23 protein-coding genes and 5 pseudogenes are annotated in these 20,441 nt (G+C 64.4%); 19 read left to right on the top strand and 9 right to left on the bottom strand.

From position 1 onward, the window contains the following. Positions 1-111 precede the first annotated feature (111 nt). The 5 genes and pseudogenes from AC04SI_RS28550 to AC04SI_RS28530 all read left to right on the top strand — a co-directional run bounded on the left by AC04SI_RS28550 (position 112) and on the right by AC04SI_RS28530 (position 5,087). A complete protein-coding gene (locus tag AC04SI_RS28550) occupies positions 112-1,077 on the top strand; it encodes a substrate-binding domain-containing protein (protein WP_404283963.1) in 966 nt (321 codons plus the stop codon). 15 nt (positions 1,078-1,092) lie between these two features. Beyond that, positions 1,093-1,604, top strand: a pseudogene (locus AC04SI_RS28545) (ATP-binding cassette domain-containing protein); the annotation flags it as partial. Positions 1,605-1,703: 99 nt separating this feature from the next. Next, positions 1,704-3,026 (top strand): ATP-binding cassette domain-containing protein, encoded by a 1,323-nt coding sequence (locus AC04SI_RS28540; RefSeq protein ID WP_488475330.1) that lies wholly within the window; start codon positions 1,704-1,706, stop codon positions 3,024-3,026. A 32-nt stretch (positions 3,027-3,058) separates the two neighbouring features. After that, on the top strand, positions 3,059-4,048 hold the full coding sequence (locus AC04SI_RS28535; RefSeq protein WP_404283959.1) for an ABC transporter permease: 990 nt from the start codon (positions 3,059-3,061) through the stop codon (positions 4,046-4,048). 46 nt (positions 4,049-4,094) lie between these two features. After that, positions 4,095-5,087: a Gfo/Idh/MocA family protein gene (locus AC04SI_RS28530; RefSeq protein ID WP_404283957.1), complete on the top strand. Its 993-nt coding sequence runs from the start codon at positions 4,095-4,097 to the stop codon at positions 5,085-5,087. A 125-nt stretch (positions 5,088-5,212) separates the two neighbouring features. On the opposite strand, the pseudogene AC04SI_RS28525 reads toward AC04SI_RS28530, so the two are convergent. Both AC04SI_RS28525 and AC04SI_RS28520 read right to left on the bottom strand, forming a co-directional pair. Continuing rightward, positions 5,213-5,311, bottom strand: a pseudogene (locus tag AC04SI_RS28525) (ATP-dependent DNA ligase); the annotation flags it as partial. A 187-nt stretch (positions 5,312-5,498) separates the two neighbouring features. Then, positions 5,499-5,924, bottom strand: coding sequence for a hypothetical protein (locus AC04SI_RS28520; protein WP_404283956.1), 426 nt, complete (start codon positions 5,922-5,924; stop codon positions 5,499-5,501). Between the two features lie 557 nt (positions 5,925-6,481). Here AC04SI_RS28520 and AC04SI_RS28515 point away from each other — a divergent pair. The 8 genes and pseudogenes from AC04SI_RS28515 to AC04SI_RS28480 form a co-directional block, all read left to right on the top strand. Beyond that, a complete protein-coding gene (locus AC04SI_RS28515) occupies positions 6,482-6,631 on the top strand; it encodes a hypothetical protein (RefSeq protein ID WP_404283954.1) in 150 nt (49 codons plus the stop codon). Positions 6,632-7,648: 1,017 nt separating this feature from the next. After that, positions 7,649-7,897 (top strand): hypothetical protein, encoded by a 249-nt coding sequence (locus AC04SI_RS28510; RefSeq protein WP_404283953.1) that lies wholly within the window; start codon positions 7,649-7,651, stop codon positions 7,895-7,897. A 416-nt stretch (positions 7,898-8,313) separates the two neighbouring features. After that, entirely contained in the window at positions 8,314-8,610 is a 297-nt protein-coding gene (locus tag AC04SI_RS28505; protein WP_404283951.1) for a DUF1330 domain-containing protein, read from the top strand. A gap of 184 nt (positions 8,611-8,794) precedes the next feature. Beyond that, on the top strand, positions 8,795-10,894 hold the full coding sequence (locus AC04SI_RS28500) for an EAL domain-containing protein (RefSeq protein ID WP_404283949.1): 2,100 nt from the start codon (positions 8,795-8,797) through the stop codon (positions 10,892-10,894). A 186-nt stretch (positions 10,895-11,080) separates the two neighbouring features. Beyond that, positions 11,081-11,949, top strand: a pseudogene (locus tag AC04SI_RS28495) (MBL fold metallo-hydrolase); the annotation flags it as partial. Positions 11,950-11,951: 2 nt separating this feature from the next. After that, positions 11,952-12,284 (top strand): sulfite-sensing transcriptional repressor BigR, encoded by a 333-nt coding sequence (gene bigR, locus AC04SI_RS28490; protein ID WP_192180030.1) that lies wholly within the window; start codon positions 11,952-11,954, stop codon positions 12,282-12,284. Beyond that, positions 12,281-12,688, top strand: coding sequence for a YeeE/YedE family protein (locus tag AC04SI_RS28485; protein WP_404283946.1), 408 nt, complete (start codon positions 12,281-12,283; stop codon positions 12,686-12,688). Before bigR ends, AC04SI_RS28485 begins: the two co-directional genes overlap by 4 nt. Continuing rightward, a pseudogene (locus AC04SI_RS28480) lies at positions 12,685-13,103 on the top strand (DUF6691 family protein); the annotation flags it as partial. The gene AC04SI_RS28485 and the pseudogene AC04SI_RS28480, both read left to right, overlap by 4 nt. An 11-nt stretch (positions 13,104-13,114) precedes the next feature. Here AC04SI_RS28480 and AC04SI_RS28475 read toward each other — a convergent pair. From AC04SI_RS28475 to AC04SI_RS28460, 4 genes and pseudogenes are all read right to left on the bottom strand, one after another. Beyond that, entirely contained in the window at positions 13,115-13,516 is a 402-nt protein-coding gene (locus AC04SI_RS28475) for a DUF5071 domain-containing protein (RefSeq protein WP_404283944.1), read from the bottom strand. A 40-nt stretch (positions 13,517-13,556) separates the two neighbouring features. Beyond that, a complete protein-coding gene (locus AC04SI_RS28470) occupies positions 13,557-13,976 on the bottom strand; it encodes a helix-turn-helix domain-containing protein (RefSeq protein ID WP_488475329.1) in 420 nt (139 codons plus the stop codon). Beyond that, a pseudogene (locus tag AC04SI_RS28465) lies at positions 13,976-14,271 on the bottom strand (type II toxin-antitoxin system HigB family toxin). The gene AC04SI_RS28470 and the pseudogene AC04SI_RS28465 overlap by 1 nt, the downstream one beginning before the upstream one ends. A gap of 126 nt (positions 14,272-14,397) precedes the next feature. Continuing rightward, positions 14,398-14,583: a hypothetical protein gene (locus tag AC04SI_RS28460; RefSeq protein ID WP_404283940.1), complete on the bottom strand. Its 186-nt coding sequence runs from the start codon at positions 14,581-14,583 to the stop codon at positions 14,398-14,400. Positions 14,584-14,862: 279 nt separating this feature from the next. Here AC04SI_RS28460 and AC04SI_RS28455 point away from each other — a divergent pair, with 279 nt between their 5' ends. Then, entirely contained in the window at positions 14,863-15,222 is a 360-nt protein-coding gene (locus AC04SI_RS28455) for an SPW repeat protein (RefSeq protein WP_404283938.1), read from the top strand. A 332-nt stretch (positions 15,223-15,554) separates the two neighbouring features. Here the strand turns inward: AC04SI_RS28455 and AC04SI_RS28450 are convergent, their stop codons facing one another. Further along, complete coding sequence (locus AC04SI_RS28450) at positions 15,555-16,025, bottom strand: Lrp/AsnC family transcriptional regulator (protein WP_404283936.1); 471 nt, start codon at positions 16,023-16,025, stop codon at positions 15,555-15,557. Positions 16,026-16,174: 149 nt separating this feature from the next. Between AC04SI_RS28450 and AC04SI_RS28445 the strand changes: the two genes are divergently transcribed. Beyond that, entirely contained in the window at positions 16,175-16,927 is a 753-nt protein-coding gene (locus AC04SI_RS28445) for a tryptophan 2,3-dioxygenase family protein (protein ID WP_404283934.1), read from the top strand. Between the two features lie 293 nt (positions 16,928-17,220). Beyond that, positions 17,221-17,643 carry a DoxX family protein gene (locus tag AC04SI_RS28440; protein WP_404283932.1) on the top strand — a complete coding sequence of 141 codons (423 nt, stop codon included), beginning with the start codon at positions 17,221-17,223 and terminating at the stop codon, positions 17,641-17,643. A gap of 23 nt (positions 17,644-17,666) precedes the next feature. On the opposite strand, the gene AC04SI_RS28435 is transcribed toward AC04SI_RS28440, so the two are convergent. Next, the gene (locus tag AC04SI_RS28435) at positions 17,667-17,972 is read right to left on the bottom strand and encodes a hypothetical protein (protein WP_404283931.1); all 306 of its coding nucleotides are present in this window, start codon (positions 17,970-17,972) and stop codon (positions 17,667-17,669) included. A gap of 97 nt (positions 17,973-18,069) precedes the next feature. Beyond that, a complete protein-coding gene (locus tag AC04SI_RS28430) occupies positions 18,070-18,339 on the bottom strand; it encodes a hypothetical protein (protein WP_404283929.1) in 270 nt (89 codons plus the stop codon). 512 nt (positions 18,340-18,851) lie between these two features. Here AC04SI_RS28430 and AC04SI_RS28425 point away from each other — a divergent pair. The 3 genes from AC04SI_RS28425 to AC04SI_RS28415 all read left to right on the top strand — a co-directional run bounded on the left by AC04SI_RS28425 (position 18,852) and on the right by AC04SI_RS28415 (position 20,158). Continuing rightward, a complete protein-coding gene (locus tag AC04SI_RS28425) occupies positions 18,852-19,307 on the top strand; it encodes a hypothetical protein (RefSeq protein WP_404283928.1) in 456 nt (151 codons plus the stop codon). Then, complete coding sequence (locus AC04SI_RS28420; RefSeq protein ID WP_404283926.1) at positions 19,300-19,728, top strand: hypothetical protein; 429 nt, start codon at positions 19,300-19,302, stop codon at positions 19,726-19,728. The genes AC04SI_RS28425 and AC04SI_RS28420 overlap by 8 nt, the downstream gene beginning before the upstream one ends. 61 nt (positions 19,729-19,789) lie before the next feature. Continuing rightward, the gene (locus AC04SI_RS28415; protein ID WP_488475328.1) at positions 19,790-20,158 is read left to right on the top strand and encodes a terminase large subunit domain-containing protein; all 369 of its coding nucleotides are present in this window, start codon (positions 19,790-19,792) and stop codon (positions 20,156-20,158) included. Positions 20,159-20,441: the final 283 nt, after the last annotated feature.

The following is a 20,441-nucleotide window of genomic DNA, read 5'->3' as shown; positions in this document are numbered from 1 at the left end:
GGAGTCTACGGAGCAGAAAAGGGAGGTCCGTCGGAGGAGTTCGAAAATCCAGCGCGCCGGCCGGACCTCGGGCGCGCATCGCAGGAAAAACATCAACGGAGGAGAACGGAAATGAAAAGACGTACATTCATCGCACTCGCCGCGGCAGCGGCGGCAGCAACGACCATCAGTGTTTCGCCCGTCTTCGCGCAATCGAAGGAGATCGTCTACCTCGCGCCTGCGCTCGACGTGCCGTTCTGGCGCACCGTGGCCAAGGGCGTCGAGGCCGGCGCCAAGGAAGGCGGCTACTCCTTCCAGGCGCTGGAAGCACAGAACAACGCGCAGAAGCAGCTCACCAATGCGCAGGACGCGATCACCCGCGGCGTCGCCGGCATCGTGATTTCGCCGACCGATTCCTCGACCGCGCCGAGCGTCCTGAAGCTCGCCGCCGCCGCCAAGATCCCGGTCGTCATTTGCGACATCGGCACCACCGAAGGCGAATATGTCTCCTTCATCGCCTCCGACAACACGGCCGGCGCCAAGGGTGTCGGCGAGGCGGTTGCCGCAGCGGCGAAAGCCAAGGGCATGAAGGAAGCGCCCTACGGCATGATCACCATATCGCTCGCCCGCATCAACGGCCAGAAGCGCACCGACGGCTTCCGCTCGGCGATGGAGGCAGGCGGCTACGGCAAGGAGATCGCGCTGCAGCAGATGCAGGCCTACACGGCCGACGAATCCTTCAAGTTCGCGCAGGACATGCTGACCGGCAATCCGAACCTGAAGGCGATGTTCATCGAGGCCGACACGCCGGCCATGGGCGCGCTGCGCGCCATCAAGGCCAGCAACCGCTCCGGCGACATCATCGTCGGCGCCTTTGACGGCATTCCCGAATTCGTCGATCTCCTGAAGAGCGGCGAACTGACGGCGGCCGGCATGCAGCAGCCCTGGCTGATGGGCGAGACCGCCGCCAAGTCGCTGACCGAGCACCTTGCCGGCAAGACGCCGCCGAAGGAGGTCCTGGTGCCGGTGATGATCGCCACCAGCACCAACATCGAAGAGCTGCTTCCCGAAGCCAAGAAGAACGTCTTCGGCGAGTAGCATCGGCAAGTTCCAATGCCGCGCCGGGACGGTCCGGCGCGGCTTTCCAGCGAAGGCAAGATGCAGGCGGCAGCAGCGAAAGAAACCCTGTTCACGGCAAGCGGCGTCGAGAAATCGTTCGGCCGCACCCGTGCGCTCGCCGATGCCTCGATCACGCTGAGGCGCGGTGAAATCCACGCTCTGCTCGGCGCCAACGGCGCCGGTAAGTCGACGCTTTCGCGCGTCATCTGCGGCCAGATCCGCCCGGATGCAGGCGACATCGCCTATAGGGGCAAGCCGTTTTCGATCCGCCGCGCCCGCGACGCCATCGATGCCGGCATTTCGCTGGTGATGCAGGAAACAAGTCTCGCCCCGATTTGTCGGTGGTCGAGAACATTTTTCTCCCCGAGTTGGGCCGGCCCGGCCTGCCCAAGTTCGGCGAGATGCGACGGAAAGCCGAGGACATACTCTCCCGCCTCGGCCAGCGCGCGCAGTTGCCGCTCGACGGCGACGTGCGCGCGCTCTCCGCCGCGCAGCGCCAGCTGGTCGAGATCGCCAAGGCGCTGGCGCTGGAATCCGACCTCATCATCTTCGACGAACCGACGGCGTCGCTCAGCCCCGGCGAGGTCGAGCGGCTGTTCGACATCATGGTCAAGCTGCGCGACGAGGGCAGGGCCCTGGCCTTCGTCTCGCACCGGCTGGAGGAAGTGTTCGCCGTCACCGACAAGGTCACGGTGCTCAGGGAAGGCCGCACCGTCGCCGCCGACGTCGCCACCGCGAAGCTGACCCAGACCGAACTGATCCGCCACATGGTCGGCAGGGAGCTCAGCCAGATCTATAGCGAGCGGGCACCGAGCGCGCATGCCGAAAAGCCCGTCGTGCTCGAAGTCGAGAACCTGAGAAGCGTACCGCTGGTCCGCGACGTCTCCTTCAGCCTGCACCGCGGCGAGATCGTCGGCCTCGGCGGCCTGGTGGGCGCCGGGCGCTCGGAGACGCTGGAGGCAATCTTCGGGCTGAGGAGACGCGACGGCGGCTCGGTGCGCCTCAACGGCAAGCCGTTTGCGCCGCGCAAGCCGGCGCAGTCGATCCGCGCCGGCATCGGCTTCGTGCCGGAGGACCGCCGCCGCCAGAGCATCGTGCCGGACCTGAGCGTGCGGGAAAACCTTCTGCTCGCCCATCTCGGCGCCCATCGCGGCTTCGGGCTCGCCTATCGGCGGCGCGACGAGAAGGTGAGCGAATTGCTCGCCATGCTCGGCCTGCCGGCGGACCGGCTGCTCGACGCCAGCATGCTGAACTTTTCCGGCGGCATGCAGCAGAAGATCATCATAGCCCGCTGGCTGATGCTCGATCCCGAGGTGATCCTGCTCGACGAGCCGACCAAGGGCGTCGACATCGGCACGCGCTCCTCGATCTACGCCATGCTGCGCGCCATCGCCGACCGCGGCGTCGCGGTGCTGATCGTCTCCTCCGACTTCGACGAATTGCTCGGCATCTGCGAGCGCGTCGTCGTCATCAGCGACGGCATGTCGATCGCCGACATGCCGAGTGCTGTGCTGGACGAGGAGAAGCTGACGCTGTTGGCGGCACCCCGCACCTCGATGGAGCGCAACGTGCGCTTCCTGCGCGACCTCGCCGCCACCTATCGCGGCGCCGCCTTCTGGGGGCTGATCGAGGACGAGAAATTGTTTTGCCTGAAGGTCGCCGTCGCCGATCAACGTGCCGCGCCCGGCTTCGGCGACGGCGCTGCAGTGGATTTTGGAGAAACGCGGATTCCGGCGGCACTCGCCGCCGCGAAATCGCAATTCGTCGCCGAGGCCGACGGCGGCCTGAACACCTTGATCGTCGATGTCGCGGGCTCGCGCGGCCATGCCATGGGCGCGGCCGGCCTTGTTCTGCCGCACGACACTGAGCCGCCCGACGCCGGCCAACTGGCTGCCGTCATCAAGGCCCACTACGCCGCCCATGACTGATGCCGCTGATGACTGACAAGGAACGACCCGCAATGGCCGCGAATGAAACGATCGGCACCGCCTATGCGTCGCCACCGCCACGCCAGGCGCTCAAATGGCTGACCGCACGGCTGGAAGTCAGGATGCTGCTGCTCGCCATCCTGATCGCGGTGACGCTGTCGTTCGCCTCGCCCTATTTCCTGACCACCATCAACGTGCTGAACCTGCTCGACCAGTCGGTGGTCGTCGGCATCGTCGCCATCGGCATGACCTTCGTCATCCTCACCGGCGGCATCGATCTTTCCGTCGGTGCGGTGGCGGGGCTCACTGGCATCATCTTCGGCATCGTCGTGCCTGACCTCGGCCTGCCGGTCGGCGCGCTGGTAGGGATCGTCGCCGGCGGCTTGATCGGTCTCGTCTCCGGCGTGCTGATCAGCTATTTCGGCCTCGCCGCCTTCGTCGTCACGCTCGGCATGATGTCGATCGGCCGCAGCCTCTGCTACATCTTTTCCGGCGGCATCTCGATCTCGAACATCCCGGAATCGCTGAGCGACTTCGTCTACACCAAGGTCGCCTTCATCCCGATGAACGTCTTCGTCCTGCTCGTGCTCTACCTGCTGGCCTATCTCTATCTCGGCTACACCAAGGGCGGCCGAACCATCTATGCCATCGGCTCGAATGCCGAGGCCGCGCGCACCGCCGGCCTCAATGTCGTCGGCTACGCCATCCTGCCCTATGTCGTCTCCGGCGCGCTGTCGGCCGTCTCGGCGCTGCTCCTGGCCGGCAAGATCCTGTCGGTCGATCCGCTGGCCGGCAATCTGCTGGAGCTCGATGCGATTGCCGCCGTTGTCATCGGCGGCGCCAGCCTGTTCGGCGGGCGCGGCTCGATCATCGGCACGCTGATCGGCGTCTTCATCATGGTGATGATCCGCAACGGCCTCAATCTGCTGGGCGTCTCGCCGTTCTGGCAGGGCTCGGCGATCGGCGCCATCATCATCGCCGCCGTGCTGGTGGAAAGGCTGGTGAGCCGCCGGGGCGCCTGATGACGTCAGTGCCCTCCAGCGCCGCCTGCATCCGCCAGGAGCCGGCATGACCCTGCGCATTGGCATGATCGGCGCCGGCTGGGTGACGCGCCACCACCTCGATGCATATCGCGCCCTGGCCGGCAGGGCCGTCGTGGTCGCCATCGCCGACCCGTCTGCCGAGGCGCGCAACACCCGCGCGGCCGAGTACGGCATTGCGGGCATCCATGCCGACGCCGCAGCGATGATCGCGGCCGAAAAACTCGATGCCGTCGACATCGCCTCGCCGCGTGAGTTCCATGCCACCCATGTTCGGCTGGCGGCGCGAGCGGGGCTGGCGATCCTTTGCCAGAAGCCGCTGGCGCCGAGCTTTGCCGAAGCGGAAGCGCTGGTGGCCGAGATTGGCGGCCGCGTTCCGTTCATGGTGCATGAGAACTGGCGCTTCCGGCCGCATTACCGGCAGATCAGGCGCTGGCTGGACGAGACCGGCATCGGCCGTCCGGTGCAGGCACAGATGAGCGTGCTGAGCAGTGGCCTGGTGCCGGACGCAGATGGCCAGCTTCCGGCACTGCGGCGCCAGCCGATGCTGGCTGCGCTCGACCAGATGCTGGTCAAGGAAATCCTGATCCACCACATCGACACGCTGCGCTTCCTGTTCGGTGAACTCAGCCTGCGCTCCGCCGCCGTTGGCCGGCTGAGCGATGCGGTGATCGGCGATGACCACGCGCTGCTGTCGATGGTCGCCAGCGATGGAACACCGGTCACCCTGCAAGGCAATCTCCATGCACGCGGCTATCCCGGCGAGGTCTTCGACCGGCTTGAGATCTTCTGCGAACGCGGCCGCATCCTGCTCGAGCGCGACCGGCTGACGCTCGACGGCGAACGATCCGAATCCGTGTCGGTCGATCTGGCAGCGAACTACGCCGCCTCCTATCGCGACACGATCGCCTGCTTTATCGACGGACTGGCGGCGGGCCGCATCCTCGAAAGCAGCCCCGCCGACAATCTCGGCACGCTGCGCCTGGTCGACGAAGCCTATCGCTGGCGGCTCCCGGCCTGAGCCCCCAGCAAGGCGATGACGTGGCGTTACACGCGTCGGTTTCCGTGCCAGGCGCCGTGATGCAACCATGCGCGCCGAGGGCACCTTTGGCCCGCTCGGCGGTGGCAGCGCGACAAAAACCAGCTCTCGTCTCGGAAGTCCCGCAGCGATGCGTGACGCAGGTCTTCCTCGCCCCGCAAACGCTTCACACGGCCTATCAGACCCGGCTTGACCCATTGCGTGACCTCATTCGGAGGTGCGACGACGAGGAAAGCGAGACCACGAAAGCAGCTAGGCACAGTTCCGCGATCACACCATACGTCCAGGCGGTCTATCTGTTGCGGCGGCGGACTTGATTGACCGCCTGGCCGGCGCCTTTACCCCAGAGCCCCCCGCCCAACGGGCGCCGGCCATCTTCCTTGGCAACTTGGCTTATGCAACCTTCAGGTTTATCACCCGCATCACTGCGACCACTGTTCCGTTGTTCGTAGCAGCCTCCTTCGTGCTACCCTTGCCGCAACTCCACACATCGCCTTCCTTGGCCGTGAACTGCATGTCCCCGGCCGTGACCTGCAGTTCGCCTTCAGTGACCGTGCAAACCATGTCGTCCGCCATGACGTCCCCCAGCGGGCTAGTTCCCTTCGGCTGGTAGACGACGTCTTGCATGGCGATGGTCTTGTACCCCTTGATATGGGAGTCCCGTGTTCCCAGTTCGACGAGCCGAACACCGGGGAAAATCTCTTTGCCATCAGTCGGACCGTAGGTCTTGGCCGCTGCCGGAGTCGGTAATGCGACCAATAGCGGGGCCGACAACGAGGTGGCACCAAGGGCGAGAGCACTACGTCGATTCATCTTCATAACATCCTCCCTGAGTTAGTCCGCCCACCCCTGGGCGAACCTGATATTTTACGCGCTCGAGCAGCCAAATAGTCAAAACACAATTGAGCAGGCCCATTCCGCCCCCGACAGCGGGTGGCTGTAGAGGCCACCGCCTCTTGTTCGGCGTCACGGCTTGGCTGGTGAAAGACAGAGTTCGGTCATCGCGGCCCGCCTCTCGACAGGGCTGGCAATGGAACACTTTGATCAGATCCCAGTGTGTGCATCCGTGGTCGTCACCAGGCGACCGGCGAGAGCCGGCAGTCGAGCACTATTTTCTTGCGCGCTCGCCATACGTTTATGGGCGGTTCGACTCTGGCTCATCCGATTGGATGCCTAGGAAGAACCGAACACAGCCGTTTTGCCAAGTTAGCGGTAATGCATGGCCGGACTACAATCTTTCCAGCCGGCGAACCGTTGCTGGTTAGGCCCGGCGGCCGACCCCGAGCCCGCGAGCCCTCCCGGCCGTTGGGCGGCTCGGTCGCCGAGCCTCAAGCCTCGCCAGCGCGCGTTTCGGCGGCCAAAGTGCCGGAGAACGCATGATCGCTATCTGGACCAATGCCGGAACAATCATCGTGTTCGATCCCGAAGTCGGCACTGCATCTGGCCGTTCCGAGCATGAAGCATGGAAAGAGATCGAGCGCCGCAAGGCGATGAAGCAGGAAGGGCGAGCAGTCCTACAGTGCTGAAGCGCAGGTTCAGAGCGCGGACACTACTGGGACGGATGCAGCTTTCATTCAATGGCGCGGGACAGGGCCGGTAAGCTGAGGCCTGATGGCCCGGTCTGCTTCGTTGGGTTGCCACAGAATTTGCAGGCCGGGCCGCGCCCCCCGGCGGTCTCGATAGCCGGAGCCCCGAAAGAAATTGCTCCTTATTCGGCGGTTAGACAAATCACGGTTGATTGCGCCATGGAGAGGGCGGGAAACCCGCGTCTCTCCTTGTACGGGGAGACGCGGGCCAGGTTGCCACCTGTTGCACGTCACCAGCGGTGAAATGCAACCGGACACAACCATTAACCATCGCTAATGTCTAGGCCGGGATTCCGCGATCGAGAAGGAGCAGCGGGGACCGGGTGGGGGCTTGGGGTAGGTCCCCGCTGCCTTGAGCTGCCTTCGCAGGGTGCAGTGGCAGCACAACCAAATAGGTGACTGAGCAATGAAAGAACTAATGACAGGGGAGCCGTTTTGAACGTCCTGTCAGTCCTCTTACACCGGCCAATGCCGGGGCCGGCGTCTCAAGGAGTGCGGCCGGGGGACGGACCTTCAAGACGTTGCGACTTCCGTAACCCCAACCGCACACCCGGCCTGACGTACGTGCCCACCCAATTGACCCCAGCGTCAAGCGACAGATCAATAGTAGCCGATGTAGATCGCCCCCAAATCGGCCGCTCGAGCTAGCGCGGATAGACAATTCGGGTCAGCGAGGTTCGACGAGGAGAAAAAAGAAGGTCGGAATATCCGTGCCGCCGCCAGCGCGCGTCCTTGCCGGCCCTGTAGGCAGCTGACTTCAGTCCCAACTGCACCGCCGAGTGAACTAGGGCACTCAGTCGTAATTGAGTGATTTCTAATATATCTATAAGTTAGTGCGCGCGGGGGGCTTCTTCCTATCCCGCAAATGGCCGGTGCGGTGCGATAGATCTAGCAACGAGCGCCCGACCGCACCGGCCATTTCATTCCTTTGTGCAGAGTGTACCTAGGAGGACAACCATGTCCGGTAAGCCAGCAGTCTTTCCAGCACTCGATCACTTGCCGACCCAAGCTCGAGAGCATGTTCCGCCGGCTCCTTTCGATATCGATACAGCGTTGGCAGCTCTAGCGGCGGCGGCTCCCGATCATCCCGACGGCCCGGACGAGCATTTTGCTCCCCATGCGACCGTTGAGCTACCTGATGCCGGGGGCGCCGGCCTTGAGCATGCGAGCCTGCCAGCTCACATTTCGGATTGGTGGCTCTTCTAAGCAAGCGCCATCTCGCCGCTCAAACGGAGCTGCGGCGAGCGCTTAAACGAATAGTACGGCGGAGGCCTATTCGTGGGCGCGGCTACATTCCTGAGAAATCGACCGCTTGCAGCTAAAATGCAGGATGACCTCGTTAGTTCCAGACAATTTTAACGATTGGGTTGGCAGGCCGAGCTATGCACCGGCACGACGGCGGCGCGATGCGCACTCATTGACCGCGTTGCAAACAATTTTAATAATTTAGCTGTAGCTAATAAAACCCACTATAATGCGCAATCAGCCGGCAACCTTCTACCCCCGTTTGCTGGTTAGGCCTGGCGGCCGATCGAGCCCCCCTCACCCGGCCGCTGGGCCGCCCTGCTTGGCCGGCCTCTGGCGCAGTTCGGAAGACGATTTAGAGAAGGGAGGGCAAGGGGATGGCTGCCTATCTGATTGCAGATGTCGATGTCACCGACGCTGCCACGTTCGATGAATACAAGCGCGAGGTCCCGGCGACCGAAGCGCGCCATGGCGGGCGATATCTCGCGCGCGGCGGCGCAACCCGAGTACTCGAAGGCGATTGGGATCCGCATCGGCTGGTCATCGTCGAATTCCCCGACATGGCCGCGCTCACTGCCTGGTACGATTCTCCGGAGTACGAGCGCCTGAAGGAAATCCGCTTCCGCAGCGCCAGGACACGCATCATAGCGATCGAGGGAATGCCGGCGGCTTAGGGCTTCACCCTGGGTTCCTTGCCCACGCTTGGCGGCGCGCAATCTCCCCTCTTGAGACCTTTTGAGGGGAGATGTCGCCAACTTGGGCAAGACGACCGGCGCAAGGCTCCCGCTAGCGCCCCGGTAACGGATTCTTCTCTGCTTTTGTGCACATTGTCGGCGACAGGGTGGGCAAAAACCGGGCATGGCAGACGACAAGGCACGCAATGATGAGTTCTGGGCGCTGGCGCTCGAGCGCGCCCATCTCGGCGTCTGGGACTGGGATCTCAAGAGTGGCGCCTGCTATTATTCGCCGACCTGGTCGAAGATGCTCGGCTATGACGAGGGCGAGCTTGCCGACGCGGCCGACCTCTGGCTGCAGTTGACGCATCCCGACGATCGCGAGCGCGCGAAGGCCAGCGGCGACCGCCACATTGCCGGCCTGACCCCCTCTATCGAGACCGAATTGCGCCTCAAGCACAAGGACGGCCACTGGGTCTGGGTGCTGGATCGCGGCGGCATTGTCGAGCACGATGCAGACGACCGGCCCGTCAGGTTGATGGGCGTGCAGACCGACATCACCAGGCAGAAGGAGGCGGAAGCCGCGCTCGAGCAGGTCAATGTCCGCTTCCGGCTGGCGCTCGCCGCCAGCGGCACCGGCATCTGGCACCATGATATCGGCACCCACAAGAGCTATTGGGATGCCCGCACCAGGGAGATCTTCGGCCTCGTCGCCGACACCGATGAGGTGACGGCCGACCTCTGGCACACCTATTTGCACCCGGACGACAAGGACGCCACCGAGCGCGCCCACCAGGTGCCTCTCGGCTCGGACACGGTCATTGCTTCGCAATACCGCATCGTCAAGCGTGACGGCGAGATCCGCCATGTGGAATCCTTGGTGCGCTTCATCGCCACCGGTGCGGCGGGCCAGATCCTCGGCACCGTGCGCGACATCACCGAGGACAAGAAGCGCGCGCAGGAACTGGCCTATGCCGCCAACCACGATGCGCTGACCGGGCTCTTGAACCGCGCCGCCTTCGACAGGCTGCTGGCCGGCCATATCGCCACGGCGCGCCGGCTGCCGCTGGCGGTGTTCTATGTCGATCTCGACTACTTCAAGGCGCTCAACGATTACGCCGGCCATGCCGCCGGCGATCTCGCGCTGAAGGGCGTCGCCGGCGGCATCGTCGGCTGCCTGCCGCCATCCGCGCATGCCGCGCGCCTGGGCGGCGACGAGTTCGCGCTGCTGGTGCCGAATTGCGACCAATTGCAGGCCGAGCGGCTGGCCGCCGCCATTCTTGCGGCCGTGCGCGACGCCGACCTTGGAGTGGCGGCGACGTCGCGCAGGCTCGCGGCAAGCGTCGGCATTGCCTTCGTCGCCGACCACAACACCACCGTGGCCGATGCGCTGGCCTGCGCCGACGATGCCTGCTACGCAGCCAAGGCCGCCGGCCGCAACCGTTTCGCGGTGTTTTCGCCGGAGACGGCGTCAGGCTCAGGCGGGCTCAACGCGGCGCGGCTCGCCGCCGACCTGGTCGACGCGATGGAGGACGGCAGGCTGAAGCTGTTCGGCCAGCAGATCCATCTGCTCGGCAAGCCCTGGCAGGAGAGCCGCCATGTCGAGGTGCTGGCGCGGCTGATCGGACGCAACGGCCGGATGATCCCGCCCGGCGAATTCATCCCGGTGGCCGAGCGCTTCGGCCTCGCTTCCAGGCTCGACCGCTGGATCATCAGGACGGCGCTCTCGCAGCACGGTCCGGCAATGCGGTCGGGCGCGATTTCGCTCGGCTTCAACCTGTCGGCGCAGACGCTGAGCGACCCGCTACTGTGGGACTTCGTCGACGCCGCCATCGCCGAGTCCGGCGCACCGCATTCGGGCATCGGCTTCGAGATCACCGAGACCGCCGCCGTCACCAATTTCGACGCCGCCGAACAGTTCGTGCGCAAGGCGCGCGAGCGCCGCTGCCGCGTCAGCCTCGACGATTTCGGCGCCGGCATGAGCTCGTTCGAATATCTCCGGCGCTTTCCCGTCGACGCCATCAAGATCGACGGCTCCTTCATAGAGAACATCGCCCAGAACAATTTTGACCGCGAGATCGTCTCGGCGATATCAGGCATCGCCAGAAGCCTCGGCTGCTCCGTGGTCGCCGAGAAGATCGAGCAGCAAGCCGCGCTCGAAATCCTCGAAGGCATGGGCGTCGCCTACGGCCAGGGCTTTCTGCTGCACCGGCCCGAGCCGCTGGAAACGATTGTTTCTCGAGCGACGGCTCAGGTGGTTCTGCCGGAGCGGCGGCAGGCGTAACCTCCTTTTGTCGGCTTTCTCGAACGTTCCATGGTGCTGACACCGGATGCGCGGTGACGTGCGACGCCTGTTGACTCTCAGTCATTATACAATATATGCAATTGTATATTGAGAAGAGAAAGGGCGGCCATGCAGCCAGTCAGGATCGCCAACAATCTCCCGGTCGTGGGACAGCCACCGCCTGCGCGGCCTACTGTCTGGGGTCTGTTCGATCCGCGCAGCTCGAGCATCCAGTATGTCGTCTCCGACCCGGCGACGAGGCGCTGCGCCATCGTCGATCCGGTTCTCGATTTCGACGAAAAATCCGGCGCGACAGACACCGGCAATGCCGATGCCATCCTTGCCTATGTCGCGGACAATGGCCTGACGGTCGAATGGATCCTCGACACTCACCCCCACGCCGATCATTTCTCGGCCGCCTCCTACCTGAAGGGCAGGACGGGCGCGCCGACCGCGATTGGCGCCCGCGTTGTCGATGTCCAGCGTCTCTGGAAAGGCATCTACAACTGGCCCACGCTGCCGGCCGACGGCTCGCAATGGGACCGGCTGTTTGCCGATGGCGATCGCTTCAAGGTCGGCTCGATCGACGCGCATGTGCTGTTCTCGCCGGGCCATACGCTGGCCTCCATAACCTATGTGATCGGTGACGCGGCCTTCGTGCACGACACGCTGTTCATGCCGGACAGCGGCACGGCGCGGGCGGATTTTCCCGGCGGCAGCGCGAAGGTTCTGTGGGGATCGATCCAACGGATTCTTTCGCTGCCGGACGGGACGCGCCTGTTCACCGCCATGACTACCAGCCGGGCGGCCGCGAGCCGCGTTGGGAAAGCACGGTGGCCGAGCAGAAGCGCTCGAACCCGCATATCGCCGGGATCGACGAGGCGGCCTTCGTTGCGCTTCGCCAGACGCGCGACAAGACACTGCCGATGCCCAAGCTCATCCTGCACGCGCTGCAGGTGAACTTGCGCGGCGGGCGCCTGCCGGAACCGGAAGACAATGGCCGGCGCTACTTGAAATTCCCGCTCGATGCGCTTGCCGGCGCGGCATGGGGCTGATCATGACGATGCCAGCCAAAGCCGCGATGACTCGCGCCGACATGGAAGGCAGGGCAGGGGAGGTCGCCGGCCTGCTGCGGACCCTGTCGCACCCCGCCCGGCTGATGATCGTCTGCACGCTGGTCGAAGGCGAGTACGCCGTCGGCCAGCTCGAAGAGGAACTCGGCATCCACCAGCCGACGCTGTCGCAGCAACTCACCGTGCTGCGCGACGCCGGCATCGTCGAGACGCGGCGCGAGGCCAAGCAGATCTTCTATCGCCTGACGGAAGCCAAGGCCGCGCGCCTCGTCGAGGCTCTTTACACGATCTTCTGCGCCGAAGCGGTGACGCCATGATGCATTATTGGCCTGCGCTTTTCGGCGGCATGCTGATCGGCCTCTCGGCCAGCCTGCTGCTGCTCCTCAATGGCCGCGTCGCCGGCATCAGCGGTATCGTCGGCCGGCTGCTGCTGGCGCGCGCCGCGACGAACGCGGCCTTTGTCATCGGCCTGCTCCTCGGTCCGCTGCTGTTCCTCGCCGGCTTCGGCCACTGGCCGTCGGTGACCATCATCGCCTCGCTGCCGATGATCGCCGCCGCCGGCCTGCTGGTCGGGTTCGGCTCGCGCATGGGCTCCGGCTGCACCAGCGGCCATGGGGTCGCCGGTCTCGCCCGCCTTTCGCCGCGCTCCTTCGTTGCCGTGCTGAGCTTTCTGTCGGCCGGGATCGCGACCGTTACCTTGATGAGGATCGCCGGACTGTGAATCTCCAGACTTTGCGTTTTCTTGCCGCCCTGGTCTCCGGCGGGGTCTTCGGTTTCGGCCTGTCGCTTTCCGGCATGCTCGATCCCGCCCGCGTCCGCGGCTTCCTCGATGTCGCGGGCGACTGGGACCCGAGCCTCGCCTTCGTGCTCGCCGGGGCCGCGCCGTGGCGATTCTGGGCACGTTGCTGTCCAGGCGCATGAAGCGGCCGGTTTTCGACCGGGCATTCCATCTGCCGCCGGATACCGGCATCGATCGGCGGCTGGTCCTCGGCTCGGCCCTGTTCGGCATCGGCTGGGGCATGGCCGGTTTCTGCCCCGGCCCTGCGCTGGCCAGCCTGACGCTCGGGCTCGCGCCTGCTTTCCTGTTTGTCGCCTCTATGGTCGTCGGGATGACTGTCTACGACCGCCTCGTCGCCGACCGCAAGGATCAGGCGGGCTCGCGGAAATTTCCATTGAGGATATCGCGTGCAGCGTTACGAACGCCCTCTTTGGAGGAGCCATTGGCCGCGAGATGCTCAAGCTCATCCGTCAGGCAGTCGGCGAGGGCAGGAGAGTAGGCAACGACGCTGACGAGTATCCAGTATATCCAGATGTCGTCGTTACCACGCAGGATCTCGCGCAGATACGGCGCGAGCGGTGGACCGATGCCGGCCAGAAGCGGCTGCAACGCTTGCGCTACGGGCCAATTGATGTCCTGAAGCCATTCGAGAAGCTGCGGCAGGATCGGCTCGATTGCTGGATAGCCGAGCGCCTTCAGGGCGGAGGCCTTGTCGGTATCGAGCTTGTCGACTGGCACCAGATCCGCCAAGTTTTGTTCAGACGAGTTCACCGGGCAATCCTACCGTCGGCATCGGAGCAAACAGGTCGACCTAACGCCCTCTTGCAGCCGCGCCGGCCTTTTTCGCCTCTCCATCACCTGCAAGATGGTAAGGCTGGATAAGTACCTCCGCGGGGATGCGCCAGTGCTTGTGAATCCGGTGCGCCATGTCCATCGTCAGCAAGCGCTTCCTGTTCAGGATTTCCGAGGCCCGGGACGCCGATCCGATGATCTCGGCGAGGGCCAGTTGCTTGAGCCCCGCCATTTCCATGTGGGCGCGAATGGCCGTAACCGGGTCGAGTGTCTCGATCGGGTAGTGCCTGGCCTCATAGGCCTCGACCAGATCGGCCAGCACGTCGAAGCGATCGCCATCGGGAGAGCCGACCTCGGGCTCGTTCTCGAAGTATTTGGTGATCTCCGCGATGGCCCAATCATAGTCGTCTTCGGTTTTAAGAGGGCGAATGTTTTCCATCACACTGTCTCCGCATCGATCCTGTCGTACTCGGCGTGGGTGCCGACGAATTTGATCAGCACCCGCTTGTAGGTATAGCTGACATGCACGATGACCCGATATTTGTTGCCGGCGATATCGAAGATCGCGCGGTTGTCGCTTACGAAATCCACATTCGCACCGAATTGGGCCTTGATGTCCGCAGGGTCCTCCACTCGACCTTGTCGACCACCTGATACCAGGCAGTCAGCGCCCCTCTCGACTGGGGATGTCTGGTCCAGAAGGCGACAAGGGTCTTTCTGCTGACGATCTGCACGCTTGCCTATAGCAAATTCCCAATATGGGAACAAAGGGGTAAGTTCCCAAAACGGGAAACTGTTGCGGCTTTGGCGGGTGCTATGGGCTTCTGCGGCCCGTCCAGCGCGGGCACCTCGCGCGGAAACTATTTCTTCCGCTGGCCGCCGGACGACGTCGCCATGCTCAGCGGGCTCTGGGCCTCGCGCATCATCTTCAGCGCCTCGTCCCGGGTCAGGCCGCATTTGCGGGCAAAGTAGGTCGCCTCATAGGCTTCCGCCGGCGAAGGGGCGGATAGGCTGGAGACTGCCGTTCTGGGTTTCTTCTTGGCCATCGTACTGCCAATGCTGAATCACTTTAGTCAGCTAATATAGCGTCTTTGTTTGCCAATGCAAAATTCGGAGATTGCGAGGCGCCGGTGGTGGGCGGGGCCATCCGGCGGGCCCGTAGGCGCCCGGCGCCCGGCGCCCTCTGGCACCGCCGGAGCTCCGCTGGATATTGGCGCCGGGGCCGCGCCCTTGAAGGCCCATTGAAGCGTAATTATATCAATGACTAAGCGTGCGGTGCACGCGAAACGTAGTGCCGTTTGTCAAGCTTCTCTATGGAGGTTGTCATGGCAATGAAACTGATGGAAGGAAGAAAGGGCCAGGATTGGATCAATCTGGTCCTTGCGATCTGCCTGTTCATCTCACCCTGGATCATTGGCTTTACCGCTGAAACCACGCCTGCGTGGAATGCCTGGATTGCCGGCTTCGTGCTCGGCGGCCTGGCCCTCGCGACGCTTTCGGCGTTTGCCGAATGGGAAGAGTGGGCGAACCTCGTTATCGGGCTTTGGCTGATCGTTTCGCCTTGGCTGCTTGGCTTCGCGGCCAGCACTAACGTGATGGCGACCCATGTCGTCCTCGGCGTGCTGGTGGCTGCCGCGTCGGCCTGGGCGGTCTGGGACTTCCGCCACCCGCACGCGCATGCGTGACCGGTGACGGCAGGCTAGGCGGGGGCCCGGCGCGGAAGCGGCGGGCTCCTTTGGATTATTGGGCACAGGGCTGGACCGGAGCGGCTTCACGAATTGCTGCAACCGGAAACCGTTTCGTGCATTCTTGGGAATGGCCTCGATGCTCCACTCCGACAACCCGGCAAAATGCTGCTCCTACTGCGGCGGGCGAGACCATGACTACGAGGACTGCCCGAAGCGCAAGGCCGACGCCGAGAAGGAAGCGCCCAAACCGCGGGAGCCGCAGCCGGCCGATGGCAGATCTTCGCGGAACTGAGCACGCAATCCCATGCCGTCGCTGGCCCGCCAGCCACCTACCTCCTCAGCGCATGCCCGACCGCATCGGCGAACGAAATGTCGCCCTTGATCTCGCGCATCGCCATCGAGGTGATCGTGCGGCGCACGCCGGGCAGGCGGCTGAGCTCTTCGCGCAGCATCCTGTCCAGCGCCATCATGTCGACGGTCACGATCTGCAGCAGATAGTCGGCCTCGCCTGTCGTGGCGTGGCAGCGGCGGATCAGCGGATGTCTTTTCACCGCCGCCTCGAAGGCGTCCGACACTTCGAAGTCGATCGACACCTGGATGAAGGCCTCGATGCCGAAGCCGATGCGCGCCGGGTCGATCTGCGTGGTGTAGCCGCGGATGATGCCGGCGTCCTCCAGCGCCTTGACCCGCTTCCAGCACGGCGTCTTGCTTAAGCCCACCTCGTCGGCAAGCACGGCAAAGGAGATTCGCGCATCCCGCTCCAACGCCGCGACGATCCTTCGGTCGAGGGCATCCAGCATCAATCGTTCTCCTAATTTCCAGAACAGACGATCATCGTACTCCATTTCCTCTTATTTGGATAACAGAAAGGAACAATGTTCGAGCCGAAAGCTTCTATCATGGCGACCTGAACCGACCCCGAGCCGGAGGCCGGGCAGGGGAGAACACCATGCACAAGCCCGATTATCACGCCCGCATCGAAGCGCCGGAGATGCGCGACTACGGCGTCTACCTGCAATGCGACAAGCTTCTGCAATGCCAGAAGCCGCTGGCCGAAATGGTCAATGCCGACGAGCTGCAGTTCCAGATCGTGCACCAGGTCGAGGAGCTGTGGATGAAGCTCATCGCCTACACGCTGGTCGATGTCCTCGACTATCTGGAGAAACAGGAAACCCACCGCATCGTCACGCTGATGGGCAGGGTGCACCGTCTCATGCGCATGATGACGGCGCAGCTCGACCTGCTCGAAACCATGTCGCCCAAGGAGTACCAGCAGATCCGCCTGCAGCTCGGCAATGGCAGCGGCCAGGAATCGCCGGGCTTCAAGCTGCTTTTGCGCCTGCCGCCGGACCTCTGGCGGGCCTTCAAGGCTTCATACCTCGACGGCCGCGGGCTGGCGGTCGAGGATGTCTACGATGCCCATTACGACCATGGTGACTCCTACGTCGTCGCCGAGGCGCTGATCGAGTTCGACGAGCTGTTCCAGAAATTCCGCGCCAACCACCTCTACCTCATCCACCGCTCGATCGGGCTCGGCTCGAAATCGCTGAAGGGCCGGCCGGTGGAAATGCTGGAAGGCGGCGCCCGCCACCGCTTCTTCCCTGAGCTCTGGGACATACGCTGCGACATGACCGACCGCTGGGGCGCGGAGTATGGCAGGGTGAGGGACTCAATCAGCCACCCGGAGGCGAAGGCGGGGTAGGGAGTTTTTTTCCTTCTCCCCTTGTGGGAGAAGGTGGATCGGCGCGCAGCGCCGAGACGGATGAGGGGTGTTGGACGGAGTATGGCGGTGCCAAGCTGGAGCACCCCTCATCCGACCTCGCTTCGCGAGGCCACCTTCTCCCACAAGGGGAGAAGGGAAGGCGTAGCGCCAGGCGGCCACCATTCCCGCAAAAGCTTGCCACTCCTCCTGCCGAAACTATTTCACCCGTGATGTCGGAACCGCCGCCCATCGCCCGTCCTTGGGACGGGAACCGCACCAACCCGGAGGACATCATGGAAACCGTTCAAACGCCGTGGCAGACCGCTGCCATTCTCGTCGCCCGCCTGATCTTCGCCGCCATGTTCGCGATGGGGGTGGCCTTCAAGTTCATGGACATGGGCATGACCGCCGGCTACATCGCCGCCGCCGGCTTCCCGTTCCCGCTGTTTCTGGCCTGGTGCGCCGCGATCCTCGAAACGCTGCTGGTGATCGCCTTCCTGACCGGCGCGTTCCTGACCCCGGCAGCGCTGATCGGCGCGGTTTACGTGGTCTTCCTCGGCTTTGCCTTCCACGGCCCGTCGCATTGGGTCGGCAACCAGGCCGAGTTCGGCGCCTTCATGTCCCACTTCCCGTTCGCCGCCGGCCTGCTCTTCGCCGCCGCGCATGGACCGGGCAACGTGCTGGCGCTGCGGCAGGGCTGGCCGGGCAGGGCGTGAGGAGCCCGCATCGGAAAGGGGCCTCACATCTGGTCGTTATAAGGTTCCTTCATCTGGCCGACCATGCGCGCCAGTTTCGAGAAGGACGGCATGTCCGCCTCCGGCTGGCACCGGTTGGCCAGCTCCAGCAGCCGGATCGGGAAGTTGACGGCATCGCGGCTCGACGCCGACATGCCCCCGGAACGTTCCTCTCCGGTTTCACTGGCTTCGGCGCGGCGCAAGGCGATGTCGATCTCCTCGACCGACAGCACGCCTTTGCGGACCAGCACCTGGTTGATCGAAGCGACGGCCATCAGCAGGCCCTCAAGTTGCAGATTGGCGACGTTCATGGCGGTTCCTCTCATTGGTCAGGCTTCAACGCGCGAAGGCCTGATACGATCCGGAGCGGCGCGGATCGGCTGTCTGCCGGCCAATGCGTCTTGCGCCTTACGGCTCCATCCAGCGTTGGCCATATTCGGCCCATAGCGCCCTTATCTCACGGCCGCCCAGCGGCGGCGTCGAGCGGTCGCCATAAGCGATGGCGGCGGCGCTGAGGTCGTACTGGCCGTCGGCCTGGACGATGAAGCGGATCGCCTGGCCGAGCGGCTTCGAGTGGAAGATCGGATCCGCCTGGCCCGTGCCAAGGCTGCGGACGCCCGAAATGGTTGCTGGCTGATGCCGCATCCTGAAGACGGATGCCATGGCAGGTTTGTCCATGCCGCTCTCCCCGAGTCCCCGGCGGAATGATTCCATAAGCGCCGGCTAATGGCCAGACGAGGAGAAAAGCTTGTTGTGAATACCGGGCCGGTGAAGGTTGCGGCGCCGCGGCGAACGCAATGGAGGCGGATAGGAAAAAATACCTTGCCGGGTGACGGCAGCTATGCTACTATCTTGTCCATGGTGCTGATTTGCGCCAACGACCCGCCGCCGAGGCGGGTTTTTGTTTTCTGGTTTCCTTCGAACGAAAGTGCATCTGGCCAGTAATCAACGCTGGCGGGACAGCGCCCCCCTCTGTCCTGCCGGACATCTCCCCCTCAAGGGGGGAGATCGGATGTCGCCTTGGTTTCGCAAATCACCGGCGCTCATCCTCCGGCAAGTGAGATGCGGGCGGCGAAGCTGCCAATCTCCCCCCTTGAGGGGGAGATGTCCGGCAGGACAGAGGGGGGCGCGAAGGAACGCCATCCATCGCCGCTAAGCCGACGACACATTCCACCACCCGCGAGACGCCCATGCCACGCTACGCAACCATCATCACCGACGATGACGGCCAGGAAATCGTCAGCGCCATCGGCGAATTCGAGGCCGCGCCGCAGGCACGCGTCGGCCGTTTCGAGGCCGTTCCCGCCGGCGTGCTGATCGGCATGGTTCGCGGCGGTCCGGTCGATGCTATCGGCGGGTTTGGTTTTCCACCGGGGTCGCAGGGCGCGGGCGACAGGGCCGTCGGCGTCGCCGCGATCCAGAAGGCCAAGGCCGGCCTGGCAAGAGCCGATGCCGTTCAGCCCAAGGCCGCACCGGCGACGACATCGGCCACCGCAAAACCCGAGACGGCCAGGCCCGCGCGCAAACCCGCAAAGGCCAAGGGGCGCCGCAAGCCCGGCAAGGCCAAGGCGGCGCGGGCGAGGCAGGCGAACGCGGTGGAGCAGCCGGCGGGCAGGGCAGGGCTCGACGGGGCGACGCATGGCTGACGCCACGCCGCGTCGGCAGCGCAAGCCGAAAGCAACCGCCGTCTCGTCCCGCCCGAAGCGCCCCAAAAAGACGCTGGGCGATGATTTCGTCGCGGCCGTGCGCGCCGATTTCAAGAGCCATGGCGCCGGCGTCATCGCTGCGGTGCGGGCCGACAAGCCCGACCAGTATCTGAAGATCGTGCTGTCGGTGCTGCCCAAGGATTTGCATGTCAACATCAACGAACTGGACGCACTGAGCGATGACGAGATCCGGAGCCGAATCCGCGGCCTCGAAGCCGTCCTCAAGCCTTTCCTCGAGACCCCGGGCCTCGAAAAACCGGGCCCCGAAAGGCCAGGCCTCGAAAAGCCGGGCAGCACTGATCGCGGCGCGCAGGGACTATCTGGCGCTGCTGAAGGAGCTGGACCGCCGGCGCCGCACTAACCAGCTGGCCGCCTACCGGCCCTATCCAAGGCAGGCCGAGTTCCATGCCGCGGGCGCGGAGATGCAGGCGGCCTGGGGCACCGGCATGATCCCGGCCGACGCCATCGTCCACACCACCATGGGACGCGGCGCGCCGGGTGCGCTCGACAGCGTCGTGGTGCGCTGGGGCGGCGGCGGCGATGTCCAGGCCGGCGAGAGCGTGCTGTCGTTCAAGAGCTACGAGAAGGGCCGCGAAAAGTGGCAGGGCGAAACGCTCGACGGCGTCTGGTTCGACGAGGAGCCGCCGCTCGATGTCTACTCCGAGGGGCTCACCCGTACCAACGCGACAGGCGGGATAACGATCGTGACGTTCACGCCGCTCTTGGGCATGTCGGATGTAGTGCTTTTGTTTTTGTCGGCCGAGGAGGTGGAGGGGATGGGCAAGCGGTGACGGACTTGGCGCGGTCTTCCCTTCTCCCCTTGTGGGAGAAGGTGGATCGGCGTGCAGCGCCGAGACGGATGAGGGGTGTTGGAGGGATCGCCGACGGTGCCAAGCTGGAGCACCCCTCATCCGACCTCGCTTCGCGAGGCCACCTTCTCCCGCAAGGGGAGAAGGGAAGAACCGCCGCGCTCGAACGGAAGCGCCCGGAAACCGCGCTGAAACCATGATCTGCAATGCCGCTTGGATTGCAACCGTGGGGCGAGTAGTTTCCGGCGCGACCGTCGGAGGCCAG

The organism is Mesorhizobium sp. CNPSo 4689 (assembly GCF_057784325.1).
This window is presented reverse-complemented; position numbering and strand designations above follow the sequence as displayed.